The sequence below is a fragment of the Achromobacter sp. B7 genome, assembly GCF_003600685.1.
GTDB classification, from domain to species: Bacteria; Pseudomonadota; Gammaproteobacteria; order Burkholderiales; family Burkholderiaceae_B; genus Achromobacter; species Achromobacter spanius_B.
This window is the reverse complement of record NZ_CP032084.1, coordinates 2,491,901-2,517,048: the sequence shown is the minus strand read 5'-3', so window position 1 is coordinate 2,517,048 and position 25,148 is coordinate 2,491,901. Positions and strand designations below refer to the sequence as shown.

The 25,148-nt window shown below is 62.5% G+C and carries 24 protein-coding genes; 17 read left to right on the top strand and 7 right to left on the bottom strand.

The features are described 5' to 3' along the window. Nucleotides 1-20 precede the first annotated feature (20 nt). Complete coding sequence (locus DVB37_RS11340) at nucleotides 21-1,442, top strand: HdeD family acid-resistance protein (RefSeq protein WP_104143722.1); 1,422 nt, start codon at nucleotides 21-23, stop codon at nucleotides 1,440-1,442. Nucleotides 1,443-1,525: 83 nt separating this feature from the next. Continuing rightward, nucleotides 1,526-1,906 carry a DCC1-like thiol-disulfide oxidoreductase family protein gene (locus DVB37_RS11335; RefSeq protein WP_120155163.1) on the top strand — a complete coding sequence of 127 codons (381 nt, stop codon included), beginning with the start codon at nucleotides 1,526-1,528 and terminating at the stop codon, nucleotides 1,904-1,906. 10 nt (nucleotides 1,907-1,916) lie between these two features. Here DVB37_RS11335 and DVB37_RS11330 read toward each other — a convergent pair whose 3' ends face one another. Continuing rightward, nucleotides 1,917-2,816 (bottom strand): LysR family transcriptional regulator, encoded by a 900-nt coding sequence (locus DVB37_RS11330; RefSeq protein WP_104143721.1) that lies wholly within the window; start codon nucleotides 2,814-2,816, stop codon nucleotides 1,917-1,919. A 178-nt stretch (nucleotides 2,817-2,994) separates the two neighbouring features. On the opposite strand from DVB37_RS11330, the gene DVB37_RS11325 reads away from it, so the two are divergent. Beyond that, on the top strand, nucleotides 2,995-3,990 hold the full coding sequence (locus tag DVB37_RS11325) for a tripartite tricarboxylate transporter substrate binding protein (protein ID WP_104143719.1): 996 nt from the start codon (nucleotides 2,995-2,997) through the stop codon (nucleotides 3,988-3,990). 77 nt (nucleotides 3,991-4,067) lie between these two features. Continuing rightward, complete coding sequence (locus DVB37_RS11320; RefSeq protein WP_120155161.1) at nucleotides 4,068-5,033, top strand: 2-hydroxyacid dehydrogenase; 966 nt, start codon at nucleotides 4,068-4,070, stop codon at nucleotides 5,031-5,033. A gap of 8 nt (nucleotides 5,034-5,041) precedes the next feature. Here the strand turns inward: DVB37_RS11320 and DVB37_RS11315 are convergent, their stop codons facing one another. Beyond that, nucleotides 5,042-5,443, bottom strand: coding sequence for an Imm1 family immunity protein (locus DVB37_RS11315; RefSeq protein ID WP_120157454.1), 402 nt, complete (start codon nucleotides 5,441-5,443; stop codon nucleotides 5,042-5,044). Between the two features lie 148 nt (nucleotides 5,444-5,591). On the opposite strand from DVB37_RS11315, the gene DVB37_RS11310 reads away from it, so the two are divergent. Then, nucleotides 5,592-6,125, top strand: coding sequence for a hypothetical protein (locus DVB37_RS11310; RefSeq protein ID WP_120155159.1), 534 nt, complete (start codon nucleotides 5,592-5,594; stop codon nucleotides 6,123-6,125). Between the two features lie 106 nt (nucleotides 6,126-6,231). Here DVB37_RS11310 and DVB37_RS11305 read toward each other — a convergent pair whose 3' ends face one another. Beyond that, nucleotides 6,232-6,438 (bottom strand): hypothetical protein, encoded by a 207-nt coding sequence (locus tag DVB37_RS11305; protein WP_046805853.1) that lies wholly within the window; start codon nucleotides 6,436-6,438, stop codon nucleotides 6,232-6,234. Nucleotides 6,439-6,663: 225 nt separating this feature from the next. After that, nucleotides 6,664-7,002 (bottom strand): ISC system 2Fe-2S type ferredoxin, encoded by a 339-nt coding sequence (fdx, locus tag DVB37_RS11300; protein ID WP_046805852.1) that lies wholly within the window; start codon nucleotides 7,000-7,002, stop codon nucleotides 6,664-6,666. A gap of 196 nt (nucleotides 7,003-7,198) precedes the next feature. Here fdx and DVB37_RS11295 point away from each other — a divergent pair, with 196 nt between their 5' ends. Then, nucleotides 7,199-7,924 carry a carbonic anhydrase gene (locus DVB37_RS11295; RefSeq protein ID WP_120155156.1) on the top strand — a complete coding sequence of 242 codons (726 nt, stop codon included), beginning with the start codon at nucleotides 7,199-7,201 and terminating at the stop codon, nucleotides 7,922-7,924. A gap of 133 nt (nucleotides 7,925-8,057) precedes the next feature. Here DVB37_RS11295 and DVB37_RS11290 read toward each other — a convergent pair whose 3' ends face one another. Both DVB37_RS11290 and DVB37_RS11285 read right to left on the bottom strand, forming a co-directional pair. Then, entirely contained in the window at nucleotides 8,058-9,233 is a 1,176-nt protein-coding gene (locus DVB37_RS11290; RefSeq protein WP_120155154.1) for a PHB depolymerase family esterase, read from the bottom strand. 29 nt (nucleotides 9,234-9,262) lie between these two features. Next, entirely contained in the window at nucleotides 9,263-9,685 is a 423-nt protein-coding gene (locus tag DVB37_RS11285; protein ID WP_046805916.1) for a CopG family transcriptional regulator, read from the bottom strand. Between the two features lie 227 nt (nucleotides 9,686-9,912). Between DVB37_RS11285 and DVB37_RS11280 the strand changes: the two genes are divergently transcribed. The 11 genes from DVB37_RS11280 (at nucleotide 9,913) to DVB37_RS11230 (ending at nucleotide 22,255) form a co-directional block, all read left to right on the top strand. After that, a complete protein-coding gene (locus tag DVB37_RS11280; protein WP_120155152.1) occupies nucleotides 9,913-10,902 on the top strand; it encodes a LysR family transcriptional regulator in 990 nt (329 codons plus the stop codon). After that, complete coding sequence (locus tag DVB37_RS11275; RefSeq protein ID WP_120155150.1) at nucleotides 10,899-12,386, top strand: NAD(P)/FAD-dependent oxidoreductase; 1,488 nt, start codon at nucleotides 10,899-10,901, stop codon at nucleotides 12,384-12,386. Before DVB37_RS11280 ends, DVB37_RS11275 begins: the two co-directional genes overlap by 4 nt. Continuing rightward, nucleotides 12,383-13,357 carry an ABC transporter permease gene (locus DVB37_RS11270; RefSeq protein ID WP_120155148.1) on the top strand — a complete coding sequence of 325 codons (975 nt, stop codon included), beginning with the start codon at nucleotides 12,383-12,385 and terminating at the stop codon, nucleotides 13,355-13,357. Before DVB37_RS11275 ends, DVB37_RS11270 begins: the two co-directional genes overlap by 4 nt. Further along, the gene (locus tag DVB37_RS11265; protein WP_104143709.1) at nucleotides 13,354-14,271 is read left to right on the top strand and encodes an ABC transporter permease; all 918 of its coding nucleotides are present in this window, start codon (nucleotides 13,354-13,356) and stop codon (nucleotides 14,269-14,271) included. The genes DVB37_RS11270 and DVB37_RS11265 overlap by 4 nt, the downstream gene beginning before the upstream one ends. After that, nucleotides 14,268-15,281: an ABC transporter ATP-binding protein gene (locus DVB37_RS11260; RefSeq protein WP_120155145.1), complete on the top strand. Its 1,014-nt coding sequence runs from the start codon at nucleotides 14,268-14,270 to the stop codon at nucleotides 15,279-15,281. Before DVB37_RS11265 ends, DVB37_RS11260 begins: the two co-directional genes overlap by 4 nt. Beyond that, entirely contained in the window at nucleotides 15,278-16,294 is a 1,017-nt protein-coding gene (locus tag DVB37_RS11255; RefSeq protein ID WP_120155143.1) for an ABC transporter ATP-binding protein, read from the top strand. Before DVB37_RS11260 ends, DVB37_RS11255 begins: the two co-directional genes overlap by 4 nt. Before the next feature lie 100 nt (nucleotides 16,295-16,394). After that, nucleotides 16,395-17,978 (top strand): ABC transporter substrate-binding protein, encoded by a 1,584-nt coding sequence (locus DVB37_RS11250; RefSeq protein ID WP_120155141.1) that lies wholly within the window; start codon nucleotides 16,395-16,397, stop codon nucleotides 17,976-17,978. A gap of 3 nt (nucleotides 17,979-17,981) precedes the next feature. Then, nucleotides 17,982-19,436 (top strand): acyl-CoA thioesterase/bile acid-CoA:amino acid N-acyltransferase family protein, encoded by a 1,455-nt coding sequence (locus tag DVB37_RS11245; protein WP_120155139.1) that lies wholly within the window; start codon nucleotides 17,982-17,984, stop codon nucleotides 19,434-19,436. Between the two features lie 24 nt (nucleotides 19,437-19,460). Next, nucleotides 19,461-20,636, top strand: a complete 1,176-nt coding sequence (locus tag DVB37_RS11240) for a CMD domain protein (RefSeq protein WP_120155136.1) — start codon at nucleotides 19,461-19,463, stop codon at nucleotides 20,634-20,636. Between the two features lie 104 nt (nucleotides 20,637-20,740). Next, the gene (locus DVB37_RS11235) at nucleotides 20,741-21,589 is read left to right on the top strand and encodes an SAM-dependent methyltransferase (RefSeq protein WP_120155134.1); all 849 of its coding nucleotides are present in this window, start codon (nucleotides 20,741-20,743) and stop codon (nucleotides 21,587-21,589) included. A gap of 351 nt (nucleotides 21,590-21,940) precedes the next feature. Continuing rightward, nucleotides 21,941-22,255, top strand: coding sequence for a hypothetical protein (locus DVB37_RS11230; RefSeq protein WP_120155132.1), 315 nt, complete (start codon nucleotides 21,941-21,943; stop codon nucleotides 22,253-22,255). A gap of 231 nt (nucleotides 22,256-22,486) precedes the next feature. Here DVB37_RS11230 and DVB37_RS28335 read toward each other — a convergent pair whose 3' ends face one another. After that, nucleotides 22,487-24,679: a hypothetical protein gene (locus DVB37_RS28335; protein WP_162941197.1), complete on the bottom strand. Its 2,193-nt coding sequence runs from the start codon at nucleotides 24,677-24,679 to the stop codon at nucleotides 22,487-22,489. Between the last annotated feature and the right edge of the window lie 469 nt (nucleotides 24,680-25,148).

Below are 25,148 nucleotides of genomic sequence, written 5' to 3'. Positions count from 1 at the left end.
TTGAACCGGAAAACACAGGCATGCCACAACTTGTATTGCTGCTCTTGGGAGTCCCCTATCTGCGCAAGCGTTGGAAGGGCCTGTTCGCGGCCGGGTTGTTTTTCTTGGTCGCGGGCATCTTCGTTTTCATCGACGCGCTGGACAACGCGCTGTACTTTCCGCTGAACGCCTTCGCCATCCTCTTCATCATCGAAGGGCTGGCCACGCTGATGATCGCGTCCAGCGGCGTGGGCGGGCAGCGTGTGCTGCGCTATGTGAAAGGGCTGTTCGTGCTGCTGGCCGGCAGCTTGATATTGGCGGGCCACCACCACGGGCACTTTGCCCTATCGATGATTTTTGGCGCCTTGTTCCTGACCGACGGCGTATTGCAGTGCCTGGCCGCGTATGTGGTGCGCTACCAGCGTTGGCGCTACGCCTTTGCGGGGGGCATTGCAGAAATCCTGCTGGCCATTTTCTTCTTCCAGCCCTACCCCACCAACTATGTCGGCACGCTGCCGTATTGCGTGGGACTGTTCCTGGGAATCGCGGGCCTGAAGCTGCTGTGGCTGGCGCGGCGCGTCAGGCACCTGGCATCGAACCCGGCGTTCGCCTCCAACCCGTCGCCGGACTTCATGCCGTCGGAGCCCGCTTCTGCGGCGGCTTCACAGGCAGGGTCGACACTGGCGCCCCGCCCCCTTGGCCCCACCATGTGGGATGGCCCGCCCGCCGACTCCGAGCCCGCGCTGACGGTACACGTGTGGACGCCGTCCGGCTCGGCCAAGGCGCAAACACGCAACCTTCCGCTGGTGGACCGCTACATTGCGGCCGTGGACGTCAACGGCGTCATCTCGACCGGGCACGCCGCCCTGGAATCGCCGGAAGGCATCTACATCAGCCTGTACCCGCGCGACGAAATCGACCGCTCGCCCGATGAATTCGGCAACCTGCTGCGCGCCACCGCCGAAAACGATATCCCCGGCGTGTATCAACCCGACTACCCCACGGAATCCAAGGCCTGGTGCCCGTCGACCGTGCGCGTGCGGTTTCGCAATTACGACGCGCAGAAGCTGGCCGATTTCTGGCAGCAGTATCGCCAGGACAGCACCTACAACCTGACTCACCGCAACTGCTCAAGCTCGGTTGCCCGGGCGCTGGATGCCGCGCTGGACGGCGTGGTGGGACGGCTGCATGGCAGCCAGGCCGGCTGGCGCGTATTGCTGCGTCTGCTGTTGACGCCGGAACTGTGGGTGGCCTCGCAGATTCGTAAACGTGCCCTGACGATGGCCTGGACGCCCGGGCTGACGCTGGACTACGCGCGCGCCATGAGCATGCTGGCCGACCCCCGGCCGTTCGGCTGGTGGAAAATGTCGCAAGCGGCGCTGCGCCAGATCGGACAGCTGCGCGCGCGCTGGCGCGACCAGGATCGCGACGCCGCCACGCGCCGCCCGCCCGCGCAAGGGTGAAGGCCCGCGGCTGGCAGAACGCCCCGCGCACAGCGGCACGCATTGCGTTTTAATGGACCTGTATTTTCAACCCAAGGTGCATCATGTCCATCTCCAAGAACTTCCTGTTGTACGACGGAGACTGCCCCTTCTGCTCGAACTACGTGCGGATGCTGCAATTGCAGAAAGCGGTGGGGCCGATCGACCTGCTGAACATGCGCGACCACTCCGACCTGGCCGTGGCCTACAAGGCGCAAGGCTACGACTTGAACCAGGGCATGCTGCTGCACCTGGACGGGCAAGACTACTGGGGCGCCGATTGCATCAACCGGCTGGCCCTGATCAGCACCAGCAACGACCTGTTCAACAGCGTGAACGCCGCCGTGTTCCGCAACCCCTGCCTGTCCACGGCGTTGTACCCGTTCATGCGTACCGGCCGTAGTTTGGCGTTGACGCTGCTGGGCAAGCGCAAGATGCAGCTGTAGGCACGGCGGCCTACGGCGCGCGGCGCCCCGCCCCATCCACCCCCACCACGCGTTCCAGAAACGCGTCCAGCGCGGGATTGTCATGCTGGGCGTGCCACGCCAAATACATATCCGCGTAAAGGTCGCGCTGGCCGATCGGACGAAACTCCACGCCTTCAAAGCGCAGTTCACGCGCGGAATCCGGCACGATGCCCACGCCCAGCCCCGCCCGCACCAGCGCCAGCAAGGTATGGGTTTGCCCCGCGCGCTGCACATAGTCCGGTTGCACATCGGCCAGCCCAAACGCGCCCACGATACGGTCGTAAAAATACTTGCCATCACGCGGCGAATACAGCACGAAGGGCTGCCCTTGCAACAAGCGCAGCGGCACGGTCTCGTGTTCGCATAACGGCGATCCCACGGGCAAGGCCAGCACCAGCGGCTCGCGCTCGACCAAACGCGATTCAATGCCCGCCTGCTGCGGCACGCTGCGCGCCAGAATCGCGTCAAGTTCGCGCGCCACCAGCAAGCGCGCCAGATCGGTGCTAACCGTTTCGCGCAGCTGGATTTCAACATCGGCCAGCAGCTTGCGCGCCCGCATGATCATCGACGGCATCAAGCGGTAGGACGCCACGGCGGTAAAGCCCAGGGTGATATGCCCGGCCTCGCCGCCCGAGGTGCGCCTCGCCGTGGCGGCGGCACGTGCCGAGAACTCCAGCAAATGACGCGCATCGCGCAGAAAGCGGCGTCCGGCGGCACTTAGCAACACCTGCCGGCTGTTGCGCTCGAACAGCGTCACGCCCAGGTCCTGCTCCAGCAACTGGATCTGGCGCGACAGCGGCGGCTGCGTCATGCATAGCCGTTCGGCCGCGCGGCCGAAGTGCAATTCCTCGGCTACCGCAATGAAACACTCGAGCTGACGAAACTCCATCGATTCAATCCTTGAATTGATCAATGCTATTTATAGCTCGAACGGCTATCCATCGAAAGCCGTTTCTATACTCGCAAAAAATGGCCGCACGACGGCATCAGGGATCCAAAGGAGCATCACCGCAGCACGGTAATTTTTCGCGGCGCAAGCCGTTTCCCACCCCAAAAAGAGAAAAGATATGGAGACAACCCCCATCGCACGCCACCGCGTCCGGCTCATCGCCGCGGCGCTGGCCCTGACCGCCACCGCCGCATTGCCGTTCAGCGCGCAGGCCGCCGGGTACCCCGAGCGCCCGATCAACCTGATCGTGCCTTTTTCACCGGGCGGCGGCACCGACATCTCGGCGCGCCTGTTGGCGGCGGCGTTGGGCGACAAGCTGGCGTCGTCCGTGGTGGTGGACAACCGCCCCGGCGCGGGCGGCCAGATCGCCGCCGATCTGGTGGCGCGTTCGCCCGCCGACGGCTACACCCTGCTGTTCGCCAATTCGGGCATGCTGGCGATCAATCCGTGGATCTACAAACTGCATTCGGACCCGGCCACCGCCTTCGCCCCCGTGTCGCTCTTTTCGGACCTGCCCTTCGTGCTGGTCGTGCCCACCACCCTGCCCGCCAAGAATGTGGGCGAGCTGGTCAAGCTGGCCAAGGCGGAACCTGGCAAGCACACGTTCGCCAGCTCGGGCACGGGCGGCGCGCCGCACCTGTCCGGCGAAATCTTCCAACAGGCCACGGGCGTGGACCTGATGCACGTGCCGTACAAAGGCGGCGGCCCCGCCATGACCGACCTGATGGCCGGCCGCGTCGACATGCTGTTTGCGTCCGTACTGGAAACCATGCCCTACGTCACCGGCGGCAAGCTGCGCGCGCTGGCTGTCACGGGCGCCACGCGTTCGCCCGCCATGCCCGACGTGCCCACGATCGATGAGGCGGGCGTGAAGAACGCGCAATCCGGCTCGTGGACCGCCGTGCTGGCGCCTGCCGGCACGCCGCCCGCCGTGATCGAAAAGCTGTCGCAAGCCATTCGCGACGTGGCCAACGATCCGGTCATGAAGACCAAGCTGGAATCGCAAGGCGCCGTCGCGCACGGTTCCACCCCGCAGCAGTTGCAAGAGCTGGCCGCCAGCGAACGCGCGCGCTATGGGCAGATCATCAAGACCCGTAATATCCAGACCAATTGATCGTTGACCGGCCCGATGTTCGGGCCGGTCGCTTTCATTTAGCCATTTTCTTTCAGCCTTTCCAATAAGCCGCATCCATGACAGATTCCACGCCCTCCTCCGCCCCGCACCTGTTGATGGTCGGCCCATTGCTGCCCGATCTGGTCGCCGACCTGGAATCGCGCTATCACGTGCATCGCCTGTGGGAAGCCGCCGACGCCGATGCGCTGCTGCGTGAACACGGCGCCAACATACGCGGCATCGCCACCAGCGGACGCTTTGGTGCTACCGCCGACCTGATCAACGCGCTGCCCGCGCTGGAAGGCATTTTCAGTTTTGGCGTGGGATACGACACGATAGACCTGGCGGCAGCCCGCGAACGCGGCGTGGTCGTCACCAACACTCCCGGCGTGCTGGACGCCTGCGTCGCCGACACGGCGTTGGCCTTGATGCTGGCCGCCCCGCGCCGCATCGCCCAAGCCGATCGCTTCGTGCGCGCCGGCCGTTGGCCCAACGAAGGCTTTCCGCTGGGCACCCGCATGAGCGGCAAGCGCTGCGGCATCGTGGGGCTGGGCAATATCGGTTTGCAGATCGCCCGCCGCGCCGCCGCCTTCGACATGCAAATTCTGTACACCAACCGCAAGCCGCGCGCGGATGCGCCGGCGGAATACCGTTACGTGCCGGACATCGAAACGCTGGCCGCGCAGTGCGAATTCCTGGTGCTGGCGGTGCCCGGTGGCGGCGCCACGCAGCACATGGTGAACGCGCGTGTCTTGGAAGCGCTGGGCCCCGATGGGTGGCTCATCAATATCGCGCGCGGCACGGTCGTGGACGAGGCCGCGCTGGTCAGCGCCCTGGAAGGCAAGCGGATTGCGGGAGCCGGGCTGGACGTGTTCGAACATGAACCCAAGACCCCGGCCGCCCTGCACGCCATGGACAACGTGGTGCTGTTGCCCCACATCGCCAGCGGCACGCACGAAACCCGCCGCGCCATGGCCGAGTTGATGGTGGCCAATCTGGACGGCTGGTTTCGGGAAGAAAAGGTGCTGACGCGGGTGGTGTAAAGCCCGCCCTACTCGCTAACCCATTGCAAGTCTGGTGACGGCGCGCCTTCCTGGTGGAAATGCAGCAGCGCCGCCCTCGCCATGTCGCGGTCCACGCATTGGTATTGCTGGTAGCTGCCCGCCTGCCCGCCCACCACCACTTCCTGGTCGTGGTCTTCGGACCGCGACGGGTCGACCAGCGTATAGATGCGCGCGTCGTCATCCAGCGTGATGGACACGACAAACGCGCCATCGCCGCCCCCGATCGCCATGACGGTGTCGTCTTCCGTCACGAAGGCGATGGAACTGTATTGCGCGCCGTCCAGCTGGTCCAGCGCGGCCAGCGTATCGGCGTGGGTCGGGTCGTCGCGTTCGCTGACGGCGACGCGTTCGCCCAGACGGCGTTCTTCAATCAGTTTTTTTATTTTCACAGCGTTGATGCCCCCTTGATATTGGCGCCTGGCCACCCGCATGGGCCGGCGCCGGTTCGTTGCCCCATTAAAACGGGACGCGAAAGCAAGCAGTCTACCGGCATTAACGCGTGCCGGCGCAAGCTATGGTTTATGCCAGAATGGCGCCATGAAATTGATCATCACCGCCGCCATTTTGCTATTGGCCACCGTGGCATCCGTGGTTTATCGGGTGGCCCGACGCAGCCCGGATGACACCGGCCACCGCATACGCAGCGATATTTTCGCGGGCGGCTTGATGTTTGCGTTCATCGCGCCCGCCATTGGCGGCATCGCCGTCACGCTGGTTCTCAGCGTGCTGTCGCAAACGCCCCAAAACCTGATGATCATGGTCTTTGGCCTGCCCTGGTTTTATCTGTTTGGCGTCATTCCCGCGCTGCTGTGCGGCATCGTGGCCGGCGCGCTACGGCCGGTGCAATCAAACTGGAAAGCCTTGGGCAAGATAGCGCTGGTCGGCCTGGTCTTTGGAATGGGTGCATTCCTGCCGTTCTCCGGCCGCGACGCCGCCGTGCGCGACATGGTGTTTCCGTTATTTGTGGGTGGCCTGCCGGGGATGCTTGCCGGTTTTCTTTGTGCCTACTGGTATTACGGCAAACCCGGCAGCGTGCGTCCGGCTAACGCAGAGGCGTCGCAAACGGCGTGACGTAAAGGGAGTGACCTAAACGGGGTAACGCAAACGGGGTAACGCAAACGACGTCGCGCCCCCGGGTGCAATGACCCAGCGGGGCGCGACTGAAACCGGCCGCTGATCAGCGGTCTTCGCGCTGCTCCTGCTCTTCCGCTGCCGCCACATCTTCCAGCTTTACCGTCTGCGTACAGCCATTGGCTGCCGCGCATTGACCGGGCTGCTGCGAGCTTTTCACGCATTCGGCAAATGCCAGCGCGGCGTCCACCGTGGCGAAATGGTACGAATGGCCGTCCGCGAATGCCACCTTTCCTTCTACCGAACAGTCCATGACGTCTCCAGCTGATTGGATTCGTCCCCATAGCCGAAAGGCCAGCGACGCTTATTTGGTTCGGGTGTCGGCTTCTCGTTATTCATGATGGACTCCTAGTTTCGAATATCTAAATCCTATCGTTGGAGTCGTAACACCGATGTAAGGGATCGAAAACAAGCCCTTCAATAGGGGGGAACCCTCGCTCGGCTGGCGAGCTATCGGCGGGCAGCGCCGCGTCTGGCTTCAGTGATTTTCCTTCGCATGGTTGACCGTGTACTTGGGGATGTCGACCGTCACGTCCTCATCGCCGACGATGGCCTGGCAGCTTAGACGTGACTGCGGCTCGACTCCCCAGGCGCGGTCCAGCAGGTCTTCTTCGCCCTCTTCCACTTCATTCAGCGCATCGAAACCGCTGCGCACGATGCAGTGGCATGTCGTGCAGGCGCGGCTTTGTTCGCACGCGTGTTCAATGGCTATTCCGTGGTCCAGCAGCGCGTCGCAAAGCGACGTTCCCGCGGGAACGTCCAGCTCTGCGCCGGCGGGAGCAAGATCGGGATGGGGAAGAACGGTGATTTTTGGCATAGGGCCCGCCTTATTGGGTGGTCTTGGAACATTCAAACCAGGACCCCCAGCCTAAAGATGCCCACGCTGGCAAGGTCAAGCGCCGGCCAGCCAAAACAATTGTTAAGTCCACACGGGTTACCGCGTCAGAACACAGTTATCGCCGCACAATGATTGCGCACGAATTCTCTGGACATTTGTCCTTTGGGAGAAACCTATGTGCGACTGTGCTGATTGCCTGACTGCTTCCACGCTGGACAACCCCCGCCGCCGCCTGCTGTTGGGCGCGGCGGGTCTGGCGGCTTTTGGCGCGACGGGCTGGGCGGAAACCGCCTATGCCGAAGTCCCGTCGAATGACATTGGTGGCGAAGAGGCGTTGAAACGACTGCTGGCCGGCAACGCCCGGTATGCGGCCAACAAACCCAATATGCGGGACTTTTCAGCGGGCCGGGCGGCTCGCGTCAAAACGCAGAAACCGATTGCCGCGATACTCAGTTGTTCGGATTCCCGGGTGGCGCCGGAATTGGCCTTTGACCAGAACCCGGGCGATGTATTCATCGTTCGCGTGGCGGGAAACTTCGTCAATGACGATGGCTTGGCCAGTTTTGAATATGCCGCCAAGTTTCTGAACGTGCCGCTGATCGTGGTGCTGGGCCATAACAATTGCGGCGCGGTGGATGCCACGGTAAAGGTGCTGAAAGAAAACGCCGAGCTGCCCGGCCATCTGCCCGAACTGGTCAACGCCATCAAGCCCGCCGTTGAACGCGCCAGCAAGGGCGAACCGAAAAACCTGCTGGCCGCCGCCATCGCTGAAAACGTCCGCTTGGCCGTCCAGCGATTACAGAGCGCGCAGCCGGTGTTGAAAAGCATGGTCGAGCAAAAGAAGCTGATGGTGGCGGGCGGCGTGTACGACTTGGCCAGTGGGAAGGTGACGCTGGTTTGATCGCGCGCGCTGATGGTTCAGCCTCATCCGTGTGGGCACGGTCGCGGCCTTCCTCGGTTGGAAGGCCGCGACCGGATAGCAAGGAATGACGAAGAAAGGAATGACGGCCCGCAGTGCCTGGGTCCTTATTCCCTTACTGCTTCGTCGCCAACGGATGCTGGAAGAAAAACCGCAGCATCTCTTGCGTGGCATCCGGGCCAGAAGCATCCGTGTACGAGCCCTTGGGCGACCCGCCTGCCCAGGCATGGCCCGCGCCGTGCACCACCCAATATTCCGCCACCACCTTGCCCGATGCGTCCATATATACGCGCTTGGTGCTGTCGCGCCCCCGGTTAGCGCCCGCCACACGCTGGCTTTGGACCTGGGCATTCGCCCCGGCGCTGGCGGCCACGACCGCATCGCCATTGCTCGGATGCACGGTGGCGTCGCGGTCGCCGTGAAAGACAATCGTCGGCACCGGCGTGCCGGACGCCGCGCCGGGGCGCACGCCGATCCCCTTCATGGCGGACAAGGCCGACGGCAGATCCGTGGCCGCGCCCGCCGCCAGGCCGGAATGCACGCCGGCGGCTGCATACAGCTGCGGATAGGTGTTGGCCAAAATCGCGGCCATCGCGCCGCCTGCTGACAAACCCGCCACGTACACACGGCGCGGGTCGATGCCATATTCGGCGATGACGTGGCGCGTCATGTCGGCCAAGATCGACGGCTCGCCTTTGCCAGCCTGCTGGTGATTGTGCTTGAACCAGTTCCAGCACTTTTGCGGATTGGTCTCGCGCGGCTGCACCGGATACAGCACATAGAAACCTTGCTTGCGCGCGGCCTCATTCATCGCGGTGCCGGCGGCAAAGTCGTCGGCATCCTGCGTGCAGCCGTGCAGCATCACAACCAGCGGCCGAGCTTGCCCGTTTGCACCGGGCGGCACATACAGCTTGTAGGCCCGCTGGCCGGCGCTATTGCGAAACGAGCCGGCCGTGAAGTAATCACCCGGCGTGGCCGAAGATTCGCCGGGCGCCCGGGGCGTGGCGGGGGTGTGGGGGTTTTGCCCGACGTCGTCGTCCCGAGCCCGGGACGGCGCGGGGGTGGAATGGGAGCCGGAGTCAGACGACGCGGCAGCGCTTACCGTCGACGCAGGAACCTCACGCGCCTCGACATCAATGACATCGGCCTCGTCATAGCGCGGCGAAGCAGATGCCGCCGTGGGCGACGCGCCCATCAAGGCGGCCTGGATGGCGGCGGTGGCCGCGGCCAGGTTGCCGGACCGGGTAAGGCGCGTGGCGTGGCTCATCAACTGCTGAAAATCTGGATGCATGGAGTGACCTTTAAAGCGGCAATAACGTGTCAGCGGATGCGCTGACGCAGGGCGGCCTTGACTGCGGGGCTGGCGTGCAACGCGCCCAGCACCGTCACGGATTCAATCGTGGCAAGCGCCAATTCGGGCGTGACGTCGGGCGCGATGGTCGCCAGCCCCAGGATTCGGATCTGCAACATCTGGCCCGCAGCCTGCACCGCCAGCAAGTCGTCGGCCGTGTAGTGCTGAATGCCCAGCACCAAGGTTTTTCGACTGACCGCCTGCCGCACCGCGTCGCCATGGGCGGCAAGCTGGTTGCGGATTGCGGTGCGGATCAGGTCGGTACGGTTGGCGTAGAAGCCTTCCTGGACCAGAAGATCGATCTGCCCCAGGTCGACATAACCGAGGTTGATCGTGATCTTTTCGTCCGAAGGCTTAGGGGCGGAAGCGAGGCTTGGAGGGCGAGGAGGCATGGACGGAATCTTAAAACCATCCAAGTGGATGGCCTATGGATGTTTCAATTTGACGGACTTTCCCGCCACACCCGCGCATTCGCTCCGTCCCTAAGCCCTTGAAATAACGCGGAGTTATGAAAAAGCATAAGGAAATCCCCTATTAGGGAATTTGCTTATGCCTTTTAACTATTTGCTGCGCGCATACTTGCCGGGCAAGAATTCGCCCTGAGCATAAAGCAACACAGATGGAACTTCGCCAACTCGAGGCCTTCGCGGCCGTCATGTCTACAGGTAGCGTCACCGCTGCCGGGCGCCTGCTTGGGCGCTCGCAGCCGGCCATCAGCCGCCTGTTGCAAGAGCTGGAAGCTGAGATCGGCTATGCCCTGTTCAACCGCAGCGGACCGCGCGTCACGCCTACCGAACAGGGCTTTCTGCTGTATGACGACGTAGAACGCGCGCTGGCCGGCTTGCAGCAGATTCGCAGCCGCGCCGAAGAAATTGCGCGGGGCCAAGCCAAGCCGCTGCTGCTGGCGGCAACGTCGGCGCTGGCCGCTGGCCTGCTGCCCGACGCGCTCAAGCGCATCGAATCCCAAACCGGCGCCACGCGCGTGCAAGTGCGCAGCGCCTCGCCCGAACGCGTGGTGCACGCGGTGCTGACCGGCGCCGCGCAACTGGGCGCCACCAGCTTGCCGCTGGAGCATCGCGGCTTGACGGTGCATTGGATTGCCCAAGCCCCCTGCGTCGTGGCACTGCGCGACGACGATCCGCTGGCCGCGCACGACGTGGTGCCCGTTCATCTTCTAGCCGGCCGCCGCCTGATCACCATGGCCAACCCGTACCGGCTGCGTCGCCGCCTGGACGCCGCGCTGGCGCCGGACGGCAATGCGCCGGGCACCATCGAAACCAATTCGTCCGTCAACGCCCTGGCCGTCGTGCGCGCCGGGCTGGGCGTGTCGGTGCTGGAACCGATCACCGCTTACGGCGTCCCGATGCCGGGCGTGGCGATCCGCCCCATCGACCTGGACATTCCTTTTTTCTTCGGGGTCATCACCCCGCAATCGCAACCGCAATCGCAACCGTTGACGCCCGCCTGCCAGGCCATGGCCGACGCCCTGGCCGAAGCCGCCGCCGCCCTGCTGCCCGGTTTTGTGCTGCACGACGCCTGCGAACACGCGGCGCTGTTGCAGTCGATCTACGGTGATGACGCCCCTGTTTTGGACACCCCCACACTATGAATCTGCCCATTGCCACCCCGCCGCAAGGCCTGGATGCGCTGGAAGCGCGTCTGCGGCAAGACCTGTCCTGGCTGGAAATTCCCGCCAAGAACTGGGTTGCGCCCCGTCTGGTTGATGGACAACAGGTACTGGACGTTGTCGTCATCGGCGGCGGCATGGCCGGCCTGGCCGCGGCCGCGTCGTTGACGCACCTGGGCATCACCGCGCCCATCTTCGACCAGGCGCCCGAAGGCTACGAAGGCCCGTGGGCCACCACCGCCCGCATGGAAACGCTGCGTAGTCCCAAGCAGCTGACCGGCCCCGCGCTGGGCTTGCCCGCGCTGACGTTCCGCGCCTGGTTCGAAGCGCAATTCGGCACCGCCGAATGGGACGCGCTGGACAAGATTCCGCGCCTGCAATGGATGGACTACCTGCGCTGGTATCGCCGCGTGCTGAACCTGGACGTGCGCAACAAGCATCGCGTGCTGTCCGTGCAACCCCGCGCCGACCGCCTGGTGCAACTGGACATCGAATCGCCCGCCGGGCGCAGCACCGTGCTGGCCCGCCGCGTGGTGCTGGCCACCGGCCGCGACGGCCTGGGCGGCGCCTATGTGCCTGACTTTGCCAAGAAACTGCCGCGCGACCGCTGGGCGCATTCGTCCGACGTGATGGACTACGCCACGCTGGCCGGCAAGCGCGTCGGCGTCGTGGGCGCGGGCGCGTCCGCCATGGACAGCGCAGGCACGGCGCTGGAAGCCGGCGCCGCCAGCGTCGACCTGCTGATCCGCCGCAACGACATCCCGCGCGTGAACAAGGGCAAAGGCGCGGGCAACCCCGGCCTGACCCACGGCCACCTGACCCTGCCCGACGAATGGAAGTGGAAGATCCGCCACTACATCAACGCCGCGCAAGTGCCGCCCCCGCGCGGCAGCACCTTGCGCGTGTCGCGCTTCCCGAACGCCCGCTTCAACCTGGGCTGTGGCGTGCAAGACCTGGCCTTGGTCGGCGACGACATCCACGTCACCACGCCCAAGGGCGTGTTCGTGCTGGACTTCCTGATCTTCTCGACAGGCTTTCGTATCGACTGGACCGTGCGCCCGGAATTCGCCCCGCTGGCGCCCCACGTGCGCAACTGGGGCGACCGGTTCACCCCGCCCCCCGGCGAAGAAGACCAGGAACTGCATGACTCCCCCGACCTGGGCGCCGTCTTTGAATTGCAAGAAAAAGTGCCCGGCGCCTGCCCGGGCCTGGACCGCGTGCACTGCTTTTCCTACCCCGCCGCGCTGACCCAAGGCACGGTCTCGGGCGACATCCCCGCCATCAGCGACGGCGCCAAGCGCCTGGCGCAAGGCATCGCCGGCCTGTTCTACCGCGAAGACGTCGAAACGTACTACGCCAACATGGAAGCGTTTTCCGAACCGGAAGTGTTCGGCGATGAATGGACGCCGGCCCGGCCGCCCGCGGCAATCGCCACCCCGGCCTCGCAAGCGGAGACCACGCAATGACCGGTTGGTTGATACGCCGTGTCGCGCAAGCGGCGGTGGTGGTGTTGCTGATGACGCTGATCGTCTTCGTGGGCCTGCACGCCATCGGCAACCCCGTGGACATCCTGATCGGCCAGGACGTAGACCAGGTGGACCGCGCCCGCATCATCGCGGAACTGGGCCTGGACAAGCCGCTGTGGCAGCAATACCTGGGCTTTCTGAACGGGGCGCTGCATGGCAACCTGGGCAACAGCTTCGTCTACAACATCCCCGCGATTGAACTGGTGATCCAGCGCCTGCCCGCCACGCTGGAACTGGCGATCAGCGCGCTGCTGCTGGCCGTCATCATCGGCCTGCCGCTGGGCTTGATTGCCGGCCTGTACCCCGACAGCCGCTTTTCCAAAATGATCATGGCCGGCAGCATCGTCGGCTTCTCGCTGCCCACCTTCTGGGTGGCGCTGATGCTCATCATGACGTTCAGCGTGTCACTCGGCTGGCTGCCCGCCAGCGGCCGGGGGCAGACGGTGGAATTCCTGGGCTTTCAGTGGTCGTGGCTCACCGCCGACGGCTGGCGCCACTTGATCTTGCCCGCGCTGAACCTGTCGCTGTTCAAGATTTCGCTTGTCATCCGCCTAACCCGCGCCGGCGTGCGCGACGTGATTCCGCTGGACTTCGTGAAGTTCGCGCGTGCCAAGGGCTTGTCGCCGTTTCGCGTGGTCTGTGTACACGTGCTGCGCAACACGATGATCCCGCTGGTGACGGTGCTGGGCCTGGAGCTGGGTTCGACGATTGCGTTCGCCGTCATCACGGAAAGCATTTTCTCGTGGCCCGGCGCCGGCAAGCTGATCCTGGACAGCCTGAACGCGCTGGACCGCCCCGTCATCGTCGCCTACCTGATCGTGGTGGTGTGCCTGTTCGTTACGCTGAACCTGATCGTCGACATTCTTTATAAAGTGCTGGACCCCCGGGTACGGCTGGAGGGCTCGGCATGAGCACCACTGCAACCCCTGACAAGGTTCCGGCCCTACGCCGCGAATCGCCCTGGCGCCGCAACCTGACCGAATTCCTGTCGTCCAAGACGGCGGTATTCGGCCTGGCCGTGGCCACCCTGCTGATCCTGGCCGCCATCTTCGCGCCGTGGATCTCGCCGCAGAACCCGTACGACCTGCTGCAAATCGACGTGCTGGATTCCCGCATGCCGCCGGGCTCCATGAACGGCCTGGACACCTTCCACTACTGGCTGGGCACCGACGGCCAGGGCCGCGACTTGCTGTCCGGCATTCTGTACGGCCTGCGCATCAGCTTGATGGTGGGCGTGGGCTCGGCCGTTATCGCCGGCATCGTCGGCACGCTGCTGGGCCTGCTTGCCGCCTACGCGGGCGGCAAGGTTGATGCCTTCATCATGCGGCTGGTCGACCTGATTCTGTCGTTCCCGTCCATCCTGGTGGCCATGATGATCCTGGCCTACCTGGGCAAGGGCGTGGGCAACGTGGTGCTGACGCTGGTGATTCTGGAATGGGCCTATTACGCCCGCACCGCGCGCGGCCAGGCCCTGGTGGAACGCCGCCGTGAATACGTCGAAGCCGCCCGCTGCCTGGACATTCCCAACTGGCGGATCATGTTGAAGCACATCCTGCCCAACTGCCTGCCGCCGCTGATTGTGATTGGCACCTTGCAGATCGCGCGCGCCATCACACTGGAGGCCACCTTGAGCTTTCTGGGCCTGGGCGTGCCGGTGACCGAACCGTCGCTGGGCCTGCTGATTTCCAACGGCTTTCAATACATGCTGTCCGGCGAATACTGGATCAGCTTCTACCCCGGCATCGCGCTGCTGATCACCATCGTCGCCATCAATCTGGTGGGCGACCGCCTGCGCGACGTGCTGAACCCAAGGACTCACAAATGACCGACCGCACCGCTTTCGCTGGCGCGCCGGCCACGCTTGAAGTGCGCAACCTGCGCACGCACTTTCATACCCGCGCGGGCGTGCTGCCCGCCGTGGACGGCGTATCGTTCACGCTGGAGCGCGGCAAGATCCTGGGCCTGGTCGGTGAATCCGGCTCGGGCAAATCCGTGACGGGCTTTTCCATCATGGGTCTGGTCGACGCGCCGGGCCGCATCGTCGGCGGAGAAATCCTGTTCCAGGGCCGCGACCTGACCAAGCTGGCCCCGCGTGAACTGCGCAAGTTGCAAGGCAACCGCATCGCCATGATCTTCCAAGATCCGATGATGACGCTGAACCCCGTCTTGCGGGTGGATGTGCAGATGATCGAAACCGTGCGCGCGCATAACAAGATGAGCAAGGCACAAGCCCGCACGCTGGCCCGCGACACGCTGGGCATGATGGGCATCCCCAGCCCCGAAGAACGCTTGCTGGCCTACCCGCACCAACTGTCCGGCGGCATGCGCCAGCGCGTGGCCATTGCCATCGCCATGCTGCACCGCCCTGACCTGATCATTGCCGACGAACCCACCACCGCGCTGGACGTCACCATCCAGGCGCAGATTCTGTCTGAAGTGCAGAAGCTCGCGCAGCAGCACGGCACCAGCCTGATCTGGATTACGCATGATCTGTCGGTCGTGGCAGGCTTGGCCGATGACGTGGCCGTGATGTACGCCGGCCGCATCGTTGAACATGGCAAGGTCGACGACGTGCTTGACCGCCCGCAGCACCCCTACACCGTCGGCCTGATCGACAGCCTGCCCAGCAATAACCAACGCGGCCAGCGCCTGCGCCAGATTCCCGGCATGACGCCCAACCTGCTGCACCTGCCCGCCGGCTGCGCATTTTCGGCGCGCTGCTCGCGCGCCACCGCCGCCTGTGGCCAGCAACCCGGCATCACGCAAGCCCTGCCCGAACACGATGTGCGCTGCTTCCATCCGACTATCCAGATCCACAACGAGGTGACGGCATGACTGTATCCGCCGCCCCCACGCCGCTGATTGACCTTTCTCAAGTCAGCAAGCGCTTTGGCGAAAAAAAGGTCGGCGCAGCCGGCCGCGCCATGCAAAAGCTGGGCTTGTCCAAGCCGCCCGCCATCACGCGCGCGGTCGACAACGTGGACCTGATCGTGAACCCCGGCGAAGTCGTCGGCCTGGTTGGTGAATCCGGTTGCGGCAAATCCACGCTGGGCCGCATCGCCGCCGGCTTGTTGACGCCGTCTGGCGGTGAAGTCCGCATCAACGGCGTGCGCCCGTCCGACATGAACTCGGCCGCCGCCCACGCCGCGCGCCTGACCGTGCAGATGATTTTCCAGGACCCCTACGCCAGCCTCAACCCGCGCCTGCGCGTGGACGAGATCGTGGGCGAAGCGGCCCGCATCCACGGCCTGGTCGACAACGCGGGCTTTGACGACTACGTCAGCGCCCAACTGGAACGTGCGGGGCTCGACCCTGCCCTGCGCCAACGCTATCCGCACCAATTCAGCGGCGGCCAGCGCCAGCGCATCGGCATCGCCCGCGCGCTAGCCGTGCAGCCGTCCATGCTGGTGTGCGACGAAGCCGTGGCCGCGCTGGACGTGTCCATTCAAGCCCAGATCCTGAACCTGTTCATGGACCTGCGCGAAGAACTGAACCTGACGTATCTGTTCATCAGCCATGACCTGGGCGTGGTGGAACACCTGTCTGACCGCGTCGTCATCATGTACCTGGGCCGCGTCGTGGAAACGGCCACGGTGGACGAAGTGTTCCAGCGCCCCAACCACCCGTACACGCAAGCGCTGCTGGCGGAAATTCCCAGCCTGAAGTCCCGCCACAAGATCTTTACCGCGATCAAAGGCGAGATTCCCAGCCCGCTGAACCCGCCCGGCGGCTGCCATTTTCATCCGCGATGTCCGCATGCGATGCCGCGCTGCAAGACCGAAGTTCCCACGTTGAAGGGAATCGCCATCAACCATTTAAGCGCCTGTCATTTGAACGACATGGCCTGAACCTAATTGGCCGCATTGTCCTGAATTCCTTCAGTGGCGCTAATGACAACGCAGCCTTCGGAACACTTAACTCGTTCCCCCCCTACCAAGGACCCCGAACATGAAACGCTTGATTCTTTCGACCCTGACCGCCGCCATCCTCGGCTCCTCTGCCGCCGCGTCCGCCGACAACCTGTCGATCGGTTTCGCCGACCCGCTGTCGTCCCTGGACCCGCAGCTGAACAACCACGCCGGCGACCGCTCGGTGGCCCTGCACTTCTGGGACCTGCTGATCGAGAACAAGTGGAACAAGCTGCAACCCGGCCTGGCCGTCAGCTGGAAACCGCTGGACCCCACCACCTGGGAATTCAAGCTGCGTGAAGGCGTCAAGTGGCAAGACGGCACGCCGTTTACCGCCGACGACCTGATCTATTCCTACACCCGCGCGCGCGCCGTGCCGGGCAGCGTGGCAACGTACGCCGGCTACCTGCGCACCATCGACACGATGACCGCCAAGGACCCGCTGACCCTTATCGTCAAGACCAAAGCGCCCAACCCCGACCTGCCGCTGAACCTGGCATCCGTGCACGTCGTCAGCAAGCACGTCGGTGAAAAGTCCACCACCGAAGACTACAACTCGGGCAAGGCCATGGTTGGCACCGGCCCGTACAAGTTCGTGTCCTACACCCCCGGCGACCGCGTCATCATGGAACGCAACGACGGCTACTGGGGCGAGAAGGCCACGTGGGACAAGGTCAACTACCGCTACATCAACAACGCCGCCTCGCGCACCGCCGCCCTGTTGGCCGGTGACGTGGACGTGATCGACAAGGTGTCGGTGTCGGACCTGGCCAAGCTGCAAAAGGCCCCGAACATCGCGGTGTACCCGTACGACGGCCTGCGCGTCATGATCCTGCAACCCAGCTTCAACCCCGCGCCCAACCAGTACATCACCGACAACAACGGCAAGCCGCTGGACAAGAACCCGCTGCTGGACCTGCGCGTGCGTCAGGCGCTGAACCTGGCCATCAACCGCAAGGCCATTTCGGACCGCATCCTGCAAGGCGCGGCCACCGAAGCCAACCAGTGGATGCCCAAGGGCACCTTCGGCTACAACCCCGACGTCAAAGACATCCCCAACGACGTCGCGCAAGCCAAGAAGCTGCTGGCCGAAGCGGGCTTTCCCGACGGCTTCAAGCTGACCATGCACGTGCCCAACGACCGCTACCCGCAAGGCCCGGAAACCGCCCAAGCCGTGGCGCAGTTCTGGACCCGCGTCGGCGTCAAGACCCAAGTGGAAGTGGTGCCATGGGCCGTGTACTCGGGCCGCGCCAACAAGAACGAATTCGCCGTCAGCATGCTGGCGTGGGGCAACGGCACGGGTGAAGCCAGCTACGCGCTGGTCAACATCCTGGCCACCGTCGACGCCAAGAAGGGCCTGGGCGCGTCCAACTGGGGCCACTACACCAACCCCAAGGTAGACGCCGCGCTGGAACAGTCCACGTCGGAATTCGATGTGGCCAAGCGTGAAGCCATCCTGCGCGACTCGGTCAAGCTGGTGTCCGACGACGTCGGCATCATCCCGCTGTTCCACTACAAGAACATCTGGGCCACCAAGAAGGGCTTGAAGGTGACGCCGATGACCAGCGACCGCACGGCCGCCATGATGGTCACCAAAGAACCCGCCGCCGCGGCCGGTAAATAAGCCATGGCGCCGACCCTGACCATCACCCCCGCGGACGCCTTGATCGACGTGCCGCGCCAGATCCGGGTGGAAAACGTGGCACCCGGCCAAACGGTGCATCTCACCGCGCGCACCCGCCGCAACGGCGTGCTGTGGCAAGCCCAGGCCGCCTACACGGCGGGCGAAGACGGCGTGGTCGACCTGACCCGCGACGCGCCCGTCTCGGGCGACTACACCGGTTTGTCGCCGATGGGCCTGATCTGGTCGCAAGCCCCCGTGGACTCGCCCAGCCGCGAACACTTCAACCACCCGGTGACCGATGCTTTGGTTACCGATGTGGTTGCGCGTGTGGGTGCGGTTGAACGCGGTGCTGAAGGCGGTGCTGATGCCGGCGTTGTAGCCGGCGCTGTGGCCGACATGCAGGCCCAGGCCACGTTCACACAACGCTTGGCGCTGGACGGCGTTACCCGCCACGAGGTCCGCGAAGAAGGCTTGGTCGGCACGCTGTACCTGCCGGCAGGCAGCAAGCCCGGTTCGCACCCCGCCGTCATGATCCTGAACGGCTCGGGCGGCGGCATCAACGAACCGCGCGCGGCGCTATACGCATCGCGCGGCTACGCCGCCTTTGCGCTGGCGTACTTCAAAGCGCCGGGCCTGTCCGACTATATCTCGAACACCCCGCTGGAATACTTCCAGACCGGCCTGCGCTGGCTGCGCAAAAAGGTTCAGCCCAAGCACGACTTCGTCGCCATCAGCGGCCAATCGCGCGGCGGTGAACTCGTGCTGTTGCTGGGCGCAACCTTTCCCAAGGAAGTGTCCGCCGTCGTCGCCTACGTACCCGGCGCCGTCGTCCACAGCGGCCAGAACGCCTGCGACCCCAAGATCGGCCGCGAAGGCCCGACCTGGCTGCTGGGCGGCAAGCCCATCCCCCACGTCTGGGAAAACAACCGCACCGCCACGTGGGCGCCGTTTGACGAAGGCCCGTCGCCGCATCGTCACGAAAAAGCCATCCTGACCGCACTGCAAGACCCCGACGCCGTCGCCCGCGCCCGCATTCGCGTGGAAGACATCGAAGGCCCGGTCATGCTGCTGTCCGGCACCGACGATGGCTCGTGGCCGTCCAGCCTGTACTCGAAGATGGTGCAGGACAAGCTCGTTGAAGTGAAACACCCCTACCCCGTCGAATGGCTCGACTACGAAAACGGCGGCCACTCGATCCTGTTCCCGTACGTGCCCACCACCCAGCTTGTCTACGCCCACCCCGTGTCGGGCAAGATCAGCACCAGCGGCGGGAATCCAAAAGACAACGCACGCGCCGACCAGGAATCGTGGGAAGGCGTGAAGAAGTTTTTGGACGCGGCGGTGAAGGCGCGGGCGGCTGCGGTTGGTTCGGCTGGCCCGGATCCGGTTCGTTCGGATTCCGCAAGCTCGCAATCGGCTGCCGCACATTCGGCAAGCACTTCCGGCAACGCCGGCTGATCAGACACCAAGGAGAACATCCCCATGGCACAACAACCCATCGTCTATGACGCCGTCAATGATCTGGTCGACAAGCTCGTCGGCCTGACGCCCGGCAGCAAAACTTTTGAAGTCCGCCACCAACGCGAAAAAGTCGCCGCCGCCACCCAAGGCAGCTATGACGCACTGTTCGACCCGGCACTGCCCGGCTTGTCGCTGGCCGAACGCCTGCTGGTCGCGCTGTACGCCACCCGCATCAGCCCGTCGCCGCTGCTGGCCTCGCACTACCGCGCCCGCTTGGCGGAAACGGACGCAGCCCCCGCCGACATCGCCGTCGCAGAATCCGGCAAGCCGTCAGACGCCTCCACCCCGCGCCTGGCTGCCGTGTTGGAATTCACGCGCAAGCTGATCGAAAACCCCGTCGAAGGCGACGAAGCCGCGCTGAAGACCCTGCCCGCAGCAGGCGTCTCCACGCCCGCGGTAGTCACCCTGTCGCAACTGATCGCCTTCCTGTCGTACCAGACCCGTCTGGTCGCGGGCTTGATCGCGATGAAAGACCTGGAAGGCCAAGCCCCCCGCGCCGCCGCCGTCCCGCCCGCGCCCTTCGAACCCAACACCGCCGCCACCGAACCCGGCGCCGTCATCAAGGCCCACGGCTTCACCAACGAAGTGCTGGAGTGGAAGGCATGGCTCGACGTCGTCAACGTCGACACCGCCACCCCGGAACAAGTCGCCGTCCTGGAAGAAAGCCACCCCAAGGCCAAGGTCTCGGACTACTACCTGTTCCTGGTCCACCAACCGGAAATCCTGCGCCAGCGCTCCACCGCCTTCAACGCCATCATGTACGCCCCAGGCGGCCTGTCGCGCGCCGAACGCGAGCTGGGCTCCACGGTCGTCTCGCGTGTGAACGGCTGCGTGTACTGCGCATCCGTCCACGCGCAGCGCTTCGAACAACTGGCCAAGCGCAATGAAGTGATCGCGCAAGTGTTCGAAGACCCCTACACCGCCGGCACCACGGCGCGTGAACTGGCGATTGCCCAGTTCTCAATCCAGATCACCGAGGCCCAGGCCGACGTCAACGCCAACAGCATCCAGGCATTGAAGGATGCGGGCTTGAGCGAAGGCGAAGTGCTGGACCTGCTGCACTCGGACGCCATCTTCGCCTGGGCAAATCGTTTGATGCTGAACCTGGGCGAACCGGTTTTTGCCACCGTAGGCTAAGACCCGCTTTACCGCCGCCCTGCGGCCACGTCAGCGTTTTCGTTAAACTGACGCTTTCCGCGCCACTACGCGCCCCGCCACTAGCGGGGCGCTTTGCCTTCCCCATGTCAGAAAAAAACCACGACATCCGCCCCGGCCAGTCCGTCGAACTCCTCAAAGCCCTGCACATCCTGACCCGCGACGGCAAGATGAACCAGGACAGCCGCCGTAAGCTGAAACAGGTCTATCACCTGTTTCAGTTCATCGAGCCGCTGCTGAAAGACGTCCAACAAGAACGCGGTGCGGTGACGCTTGCGGACCATGGGGCGGGTAAGTCGTATCTGGGGTTTATTCTGTATGACTTGTTCTTTAAGGAACAGAAGGATGCCGTCGGGAATGGGTCCCATATTTATGGGATCGAGACGCGCGAGGAACTGGTGAAGTCGTCAGAGGAACTGGCGAAGCGGCTGGGGTTTGCCGGGATGTCGTTCTTGAATCTGTCTGTGGCGGAATCGATTACTTCGGATAAGTTGCCGGCGACGATTGATGTTGTCACCGCATTGCACGCTTGTAATACGGCAACGGATGATGCGATTCACTTTGCGTTGGAGAAGAAAGCCAAGTACATCGTGGTTGTGCCTTGCTGCCAGGCGGAAGTGGCTTCGGTGCTAAGGAAGAATAAGAGCAAGGCGCTGGCTGATCCGCTGGCGGAGATTTGGCGGCATCCGCTGCATACGCGGGAATTTGGAAGCCAGATTACGAATGTGCTGCGGTGTTTGCAACTTGAAGCGCATGGGTATCAGGTTAGCGTGACGGAGTTGGTCGGGTGGGAGCATTCGATGAAGAATGAATTGATCATTGCGCAGTACAAGGATTTGCCGACTCGGAAGCCTGCGGAGAGGCTGACGGAGATGTTGGAGAGGATTGGGTTGCAGGAGTTGAAGGATCGGTTTTTTGTGCCGGTGGCTGCATGAATATGACGAAGGGCTCTGCGGAGCCCTTTGTGCTTTTTGACCGTCGTTTGGGGCGAGACAAAAACGTCACGCGCATCGTTGCGGCTTCCATAGCGTTCCGCCGTATACTCGCCCTGCGGTCACACCAATGACCGTCCGGTTTGACAGCTGGAAATGACAAAAGGCGGACTGCCGCTGCAATAGCGGCATTTTTACGTCCGTAGGCCGACGCACGTCCCTGCTATGGGCGGGCCTTGGCTGGGGCACGCTCGCGTGCGCCGGTTTCTTTTGTCACCGGTCTGTCAACCCGGCCTTGCGCCCGCCCACCCCGATTGACAGCGGGGAGCGGGTCTAACGACAAAAGAGGCTGCTATGAACGATCACCCCTATACCTATGACCGCTGGGCAACGCCGGATGATCCGGAGTTTGCTGTTGTGCGGATGGATAATTTGAGGAAGATGGAGCGGGCTTGCCAAGGGATTTGGGCGATTGCTCGGATTGTGGGGAATGGGGTAAATGAGCCGGGGGCTTCGGGTGCGCAGCCATTAAGTATTTGGGTATTGTCGAACTTAATTGGTAGCGTAGAGAGTCTTTGCAATCACCTAGCGGACCTTGTAGCGGTCGCAATTGATGAACCATTGCCAAATCTAACACAGTCGGCGACGTCGACAGCACCAGTTAAATAGAAGGTGCCCGGATCGAGCCGATATATACAGTGTCGGCTTGTCCTTAAAATCTGTGTCCAGCGCAGCTAAATCGGCGACCGATCCAAAGCTGACATTTTTCCCGGAGTCAGTCGACCAAACTTCTCGAGTCTGCTCTCGCACTGTTGGCGTCCACACGGATCCGACCACCTAAATCAGAAGGTAAACGTATACAACCGACGCGCCTCATCCATCAGGGCACGTGGGTACAGGTCAAAACTCGTTTGATCCTTTTTGTGGGACAAGCTCTTTGGGTCTAAGCAGGCTTATGAGTTCTCGATCACCCGCTTGTCCCGAAACAGTGGCCAACACCCAACCCGATAGTTCGTCATAGTCAGCCGGCTGCAACTTAAGTCTTTCCGTACCAAGAGCGAACGCAAATTCAGAGATAGCCTCCCCCTGCTGCTTTGTTCGAGACGTAAACATTTTCTTCAGAAGCAATACCATGTACCGGCTTTCTGTCGGCATTGACGAATAGTCAAGTTCGGAAGGGTAGGCTTGCCGCAAGATAGCGGCTTGGATAATCCCGTCATTGTATCGATTGAAATTTTGGGGGTCGAGCACGACCTGCTGGAACGCATCTGAAGATAAGCGCTGATCGTCGGACGCGAATTCCTCTGTTCTCGCCCGCTGCAGAATCGCACCTATTGTGACTAGCACCATTGGCGCATGCTGAGCGCCCTCGGTATAGGGGCACCTCCAGAAAGCGAAGTCCGGCCGAAGCCTCAACCGATGATCTCCAACTACAAGGCTAGGTAGCAGAGCATCTTCCACCAGCCCACCTTGTCGGCGAGGATTCCACCGATATTCAAGCGCATCAGCACGCGCGTCTCGGACTCGAATAGCATCCTCCTCGTCCCGGAATGATCGTTGAAGAGCAGCACCGATAGCCAGAGTGTGATGGCAATCAAAGAAACAAGTATTATCTTTGGTTTGCGTCAAATTGCGCTTCAAAAATGATGCATCGGAGCTGGATTCACAGATTTGAATTCCGGCGAGATACGTCTTGGCTCCAGTATGGGCTGCACGCAAATCGCGGGAGACGCCAAGCAGGAGAGAACCTTTGCTGATCACTGCTGCTACAACTAGAAGCGCTCGTTCAGGATGGAGCGATTCGATCGCCAAGTCGAGATTAGAGCTAGAGCGCACGCCCCAGGGTAAAGAAATCGACATCTCCGCAAGGTAGGTCGCGCACATTTCAGCCATCTCTCTACTAGCGGAGTCATCCTGAAACACGATGCCCTGTACGGATACTGGAACATTGGCTCGCAGCTGCTTGTGAAGCCAAGCTATGAACGGCGGTGATTCATTTAGCATACGACCGCGAATGAGATGGGCGCGGCGCTGTCCCTGTTCGTCCAACCCGTTAATTGAGAGAATAGGTCGATCGCAGAAATCCTCTGCAAATTTTGCCGCCTTTTCGCAGCGATGGGCCTTTAGCGCCAACGTAATCTTTTTAGGAAGAATCTGCTCCGGATGAAATCGTTCGCCGTATATACGAAGAGGCCGAACTCCGTCCACGGGGTTGGTACCGTCTTTCCAGGAGGATGGACGCGGAAGCCTGCACAAAGCCGTTTCGGCATCTCGTGCATCCTGAAACGTCAATAGCGTCACGACGTCGTCATTCCTGCAATGTGTGTGCGAAACCCATCTTCGCTGCAAAGACATAGAGGACGATGCAGAAATAATGCAAAAAAAGGTCTTATGAGGCGGAATCTCGATATTATGAATTCCACCGTGCGAATGGAAACTAATAATCTGCGGGCTTCCCCTATTTAATTTGTAGAGCATTTCCCGGAGCGAATAAGCAATCGCCGAAATGGCCATAGAGTCAACAAAAATAACCTTCAAATGCTCAATGCTCATTCTTGACAACAATGCGAACGCCAAGAAATCAACAGACGCGCTTGTCGATAGCGCCTCTTCAGTCCTCAAGAAATGGCTGGATTTTTCGCCTGAGGGTTTTACAAACTCGAATCCCGAAGGAGCCCGAACGACCGCCCTTCCGTCAGCAAAAACTGTTTCTATGCCACGAGATAGAATACTCGGAAATACGTCTAGCAAGTGGTCCAAGGTACACAAGCTCTTTGTCGATACAGAGGATTCCATCCCGATTACCTGTACTGGCCGGCATGTTATATCGACGACCACGAGATGCAAGCTGGTCTTGCCCCTGAATCGATAAACGCTTTGTCGAATCTTCGCCGTAGAAAGCATCGCGAGTGCTTCAGCACTGTCGCTTTGCAAGCAGACGACCAAGACGCCGTCTGGATAGAGGACTCCTTGCGCCGCTTCGTTTAATGCCGTGGCAAAGTCGGCGACGGACGATGTCCCTGGGTGCTTGAAGATCACCTCAAACGTTGCTCCGGATGGGTGCTCCCAATCATACGAAAACAGGACGCTCATTATCGTCCCCGCGACAAAGGAATCGCTATCGTATATGACGCTCCGGGTATTGTAGGAAGCTGAGGACGCTCCAAATGCCACGGCTCGGGTAAGAACTTCGTGGTATCAGGCTTAGAGAAGTCTTGATGCAAAAAGAGGCGGCCAGTACGTAATGAAAGAAATGCGCCCAGTGCTTTTAATGCTTCAAGCGAGGAGTTAAGCCCTTGGCCAAATCCCCGAGATTGCTTTGTAGTCGCGTGCATCTCAAAACACGCTTTGACGTAATCGAGCTCCTGATCGATTGAAATAACATGCAGATCGGCTGGAGATACATGCTGAGCAGCCCACCTTTTGGCGAGCCCAGGACCCGTATCGTAGACGGTCACCTCGAGCATACGTGTCGCCACGAGTGGTGTAATAGTAGACTCCCGACGAGGCCTCATCTTCTCGAACCGTCTCAGGTTCTCTTCCGCGGACGGAGGACGACCTT

Coding starts and splice junctions, on each gene's coding strand:
- DVB37_RS11330 (WP_104143721.1), bottom strand. CDS start 2,816: ATGGAGTTTCGTCAGCTCGAGTGTTTCATTGCGGTAGCCGAGGAATTG.
- DVB37_RS11255 (WP_120155143.1), top strand. CDS start 15,278: ATGACTGTATCCGCCGCCCCCACGCCGCTGATTGACCTTTCTCAAGTC.
- DVB37_RS11270 (WP_120155148.1), top strand. CDS start 12,383: ATGACCGGTTGGTTGATACGCCGTGTCGCGCAAGCGGCGGTGGTGGTG.
- DVB37_RS11230 (WP_120155132.1), top strand. CDS start 21,941: ATGAACGATCACCCCTATACCTATGACCGCTGGGCAACGCCGGATGAT.
- DVB37_RS11250 (WP_120155141.1), top strand. CDS start 16,395: ATGAAACGCTTGATTCTTTCGACCCTGACCGCCGCCATCCTCGGCTCC.
- DVB37_RS11275 (WP_120155150.1), top strand. CDS start 10,899: ATGAATCTGCCCATTGCCACCCCGCCGCAAGGCCTGGATGCGCTGGAA.
- DVB37_RS11325 (WP_104143719.1), top strand. CDS start 2,995: ATGGAGACAACCCCCATCGCACGCCACCGCGTCCGGCTCATCGCCGCG.
- DVB37_RS11295 (WP_120155156.1), top strand. CDS start 7,199: ATGTGCGACTGTGCTGATTGCCTGACTGCTTCCACGCTGGACAACCCC.
- DVB37_RS11290 (WP_120155154.1), bottom strand. CDS start 9,233: ATGCATCCAGATTTTCAGCAGTTGATGAGCCACGCCACGCGCCTTACC.
- DVB37_RS11305 (WP_046805853.1), bottom strand. CDS start 6,438: ATGGACTGTTCGGTAGAAGGAAAGGTGGCATTCGCGGACGGCCATTCG.
- DVB37_RS11320 (WP_120155161.1), top strand. CDS start 4,068: ATGACAGATTCCACGCCCTCCTCCGCCCCGCACCTGTTGATGGTCGGC.
- DVB37_RS11335 (WP_120155163.1), top strand. CDS start 1,526: ATGTCCATCTCCAAGAACTTCCTGTTGTACGACGGAGACTGCCCCTTC.
- DVB37_RS11265 (WP_104143709.1), top strand. CDS start 13,354: ATGAGCACCACTGCAACCCCTGACAAGGTTCCGGCCCTACGCCGCGAA.
- DVB37_RS11340 (WP_104143722.1), top strand. CDS start 21: ATGCCACAACTTGTATTGCTGCTCTTGGGAGTCCCCTATCTGCGCAAG.
- DVB37_RS11240 (WP_120155136.1), top strand. CDS start 19,461: ATGGCACAACAACCCATCGTCTATGACGCCGTCAATGATCTGGTCGAC.
- DVB37_RS11260 (WP_120155145.1), top strand. CDS start 14,268: ATGACCGACCGCACCGCTTTCGCTGGCGCGCCGGCCACGCTTGAAGTG.
- DVB37_RS11235 (WP_120155134.1), top strand. CDS start 20,741: ATGTCAGAAAAAAACCACGACATCCGCCCCGGCCAGTCCGTCGAACTC.
- DVB37_RS28335 (WP_162941197.1), bottom strand. CDS start 24,679: ATGAGCGTCCTGTTTTCGTATGATTGGGAGCACCCATCCGGAGCAACG.
- DVB37_RS11285 (WP_046805916.1), bottom strand. CDS start 9,685: ATGCCTCCTCGCCCTCCAAGCCTCGCTTCCGCCCCTAAGCCTTCGGAC.
- DVB37_RS11245 (WP_120155139.1), top strand. CDS start 17,982: ATGGCGCCGACCCTGACCATCACCCCCGCGGACGCCTTGATCGACGTG.
- fdx (WP_046805852.1), bottom strand. CDS start 7,002: ATGCCAAAAATCACCGTTCTTCCCCATCCCGATCTTGCTCCCGCCGGC.
- DVB37_RS11310 (WP_120155159.1), top strand. CDS start 5,592: ATGAAATTGATCATCACCGCCGCCATTTTGCTATTGGCCACCGTGGCA.
- DVB37_RS11280 (WP_120155152.1), top strand. CDS start 9,913: ATGGAACTTCGCCAACTCGAGGCCTTCGCGGCCGTCATGTCTACAGGT.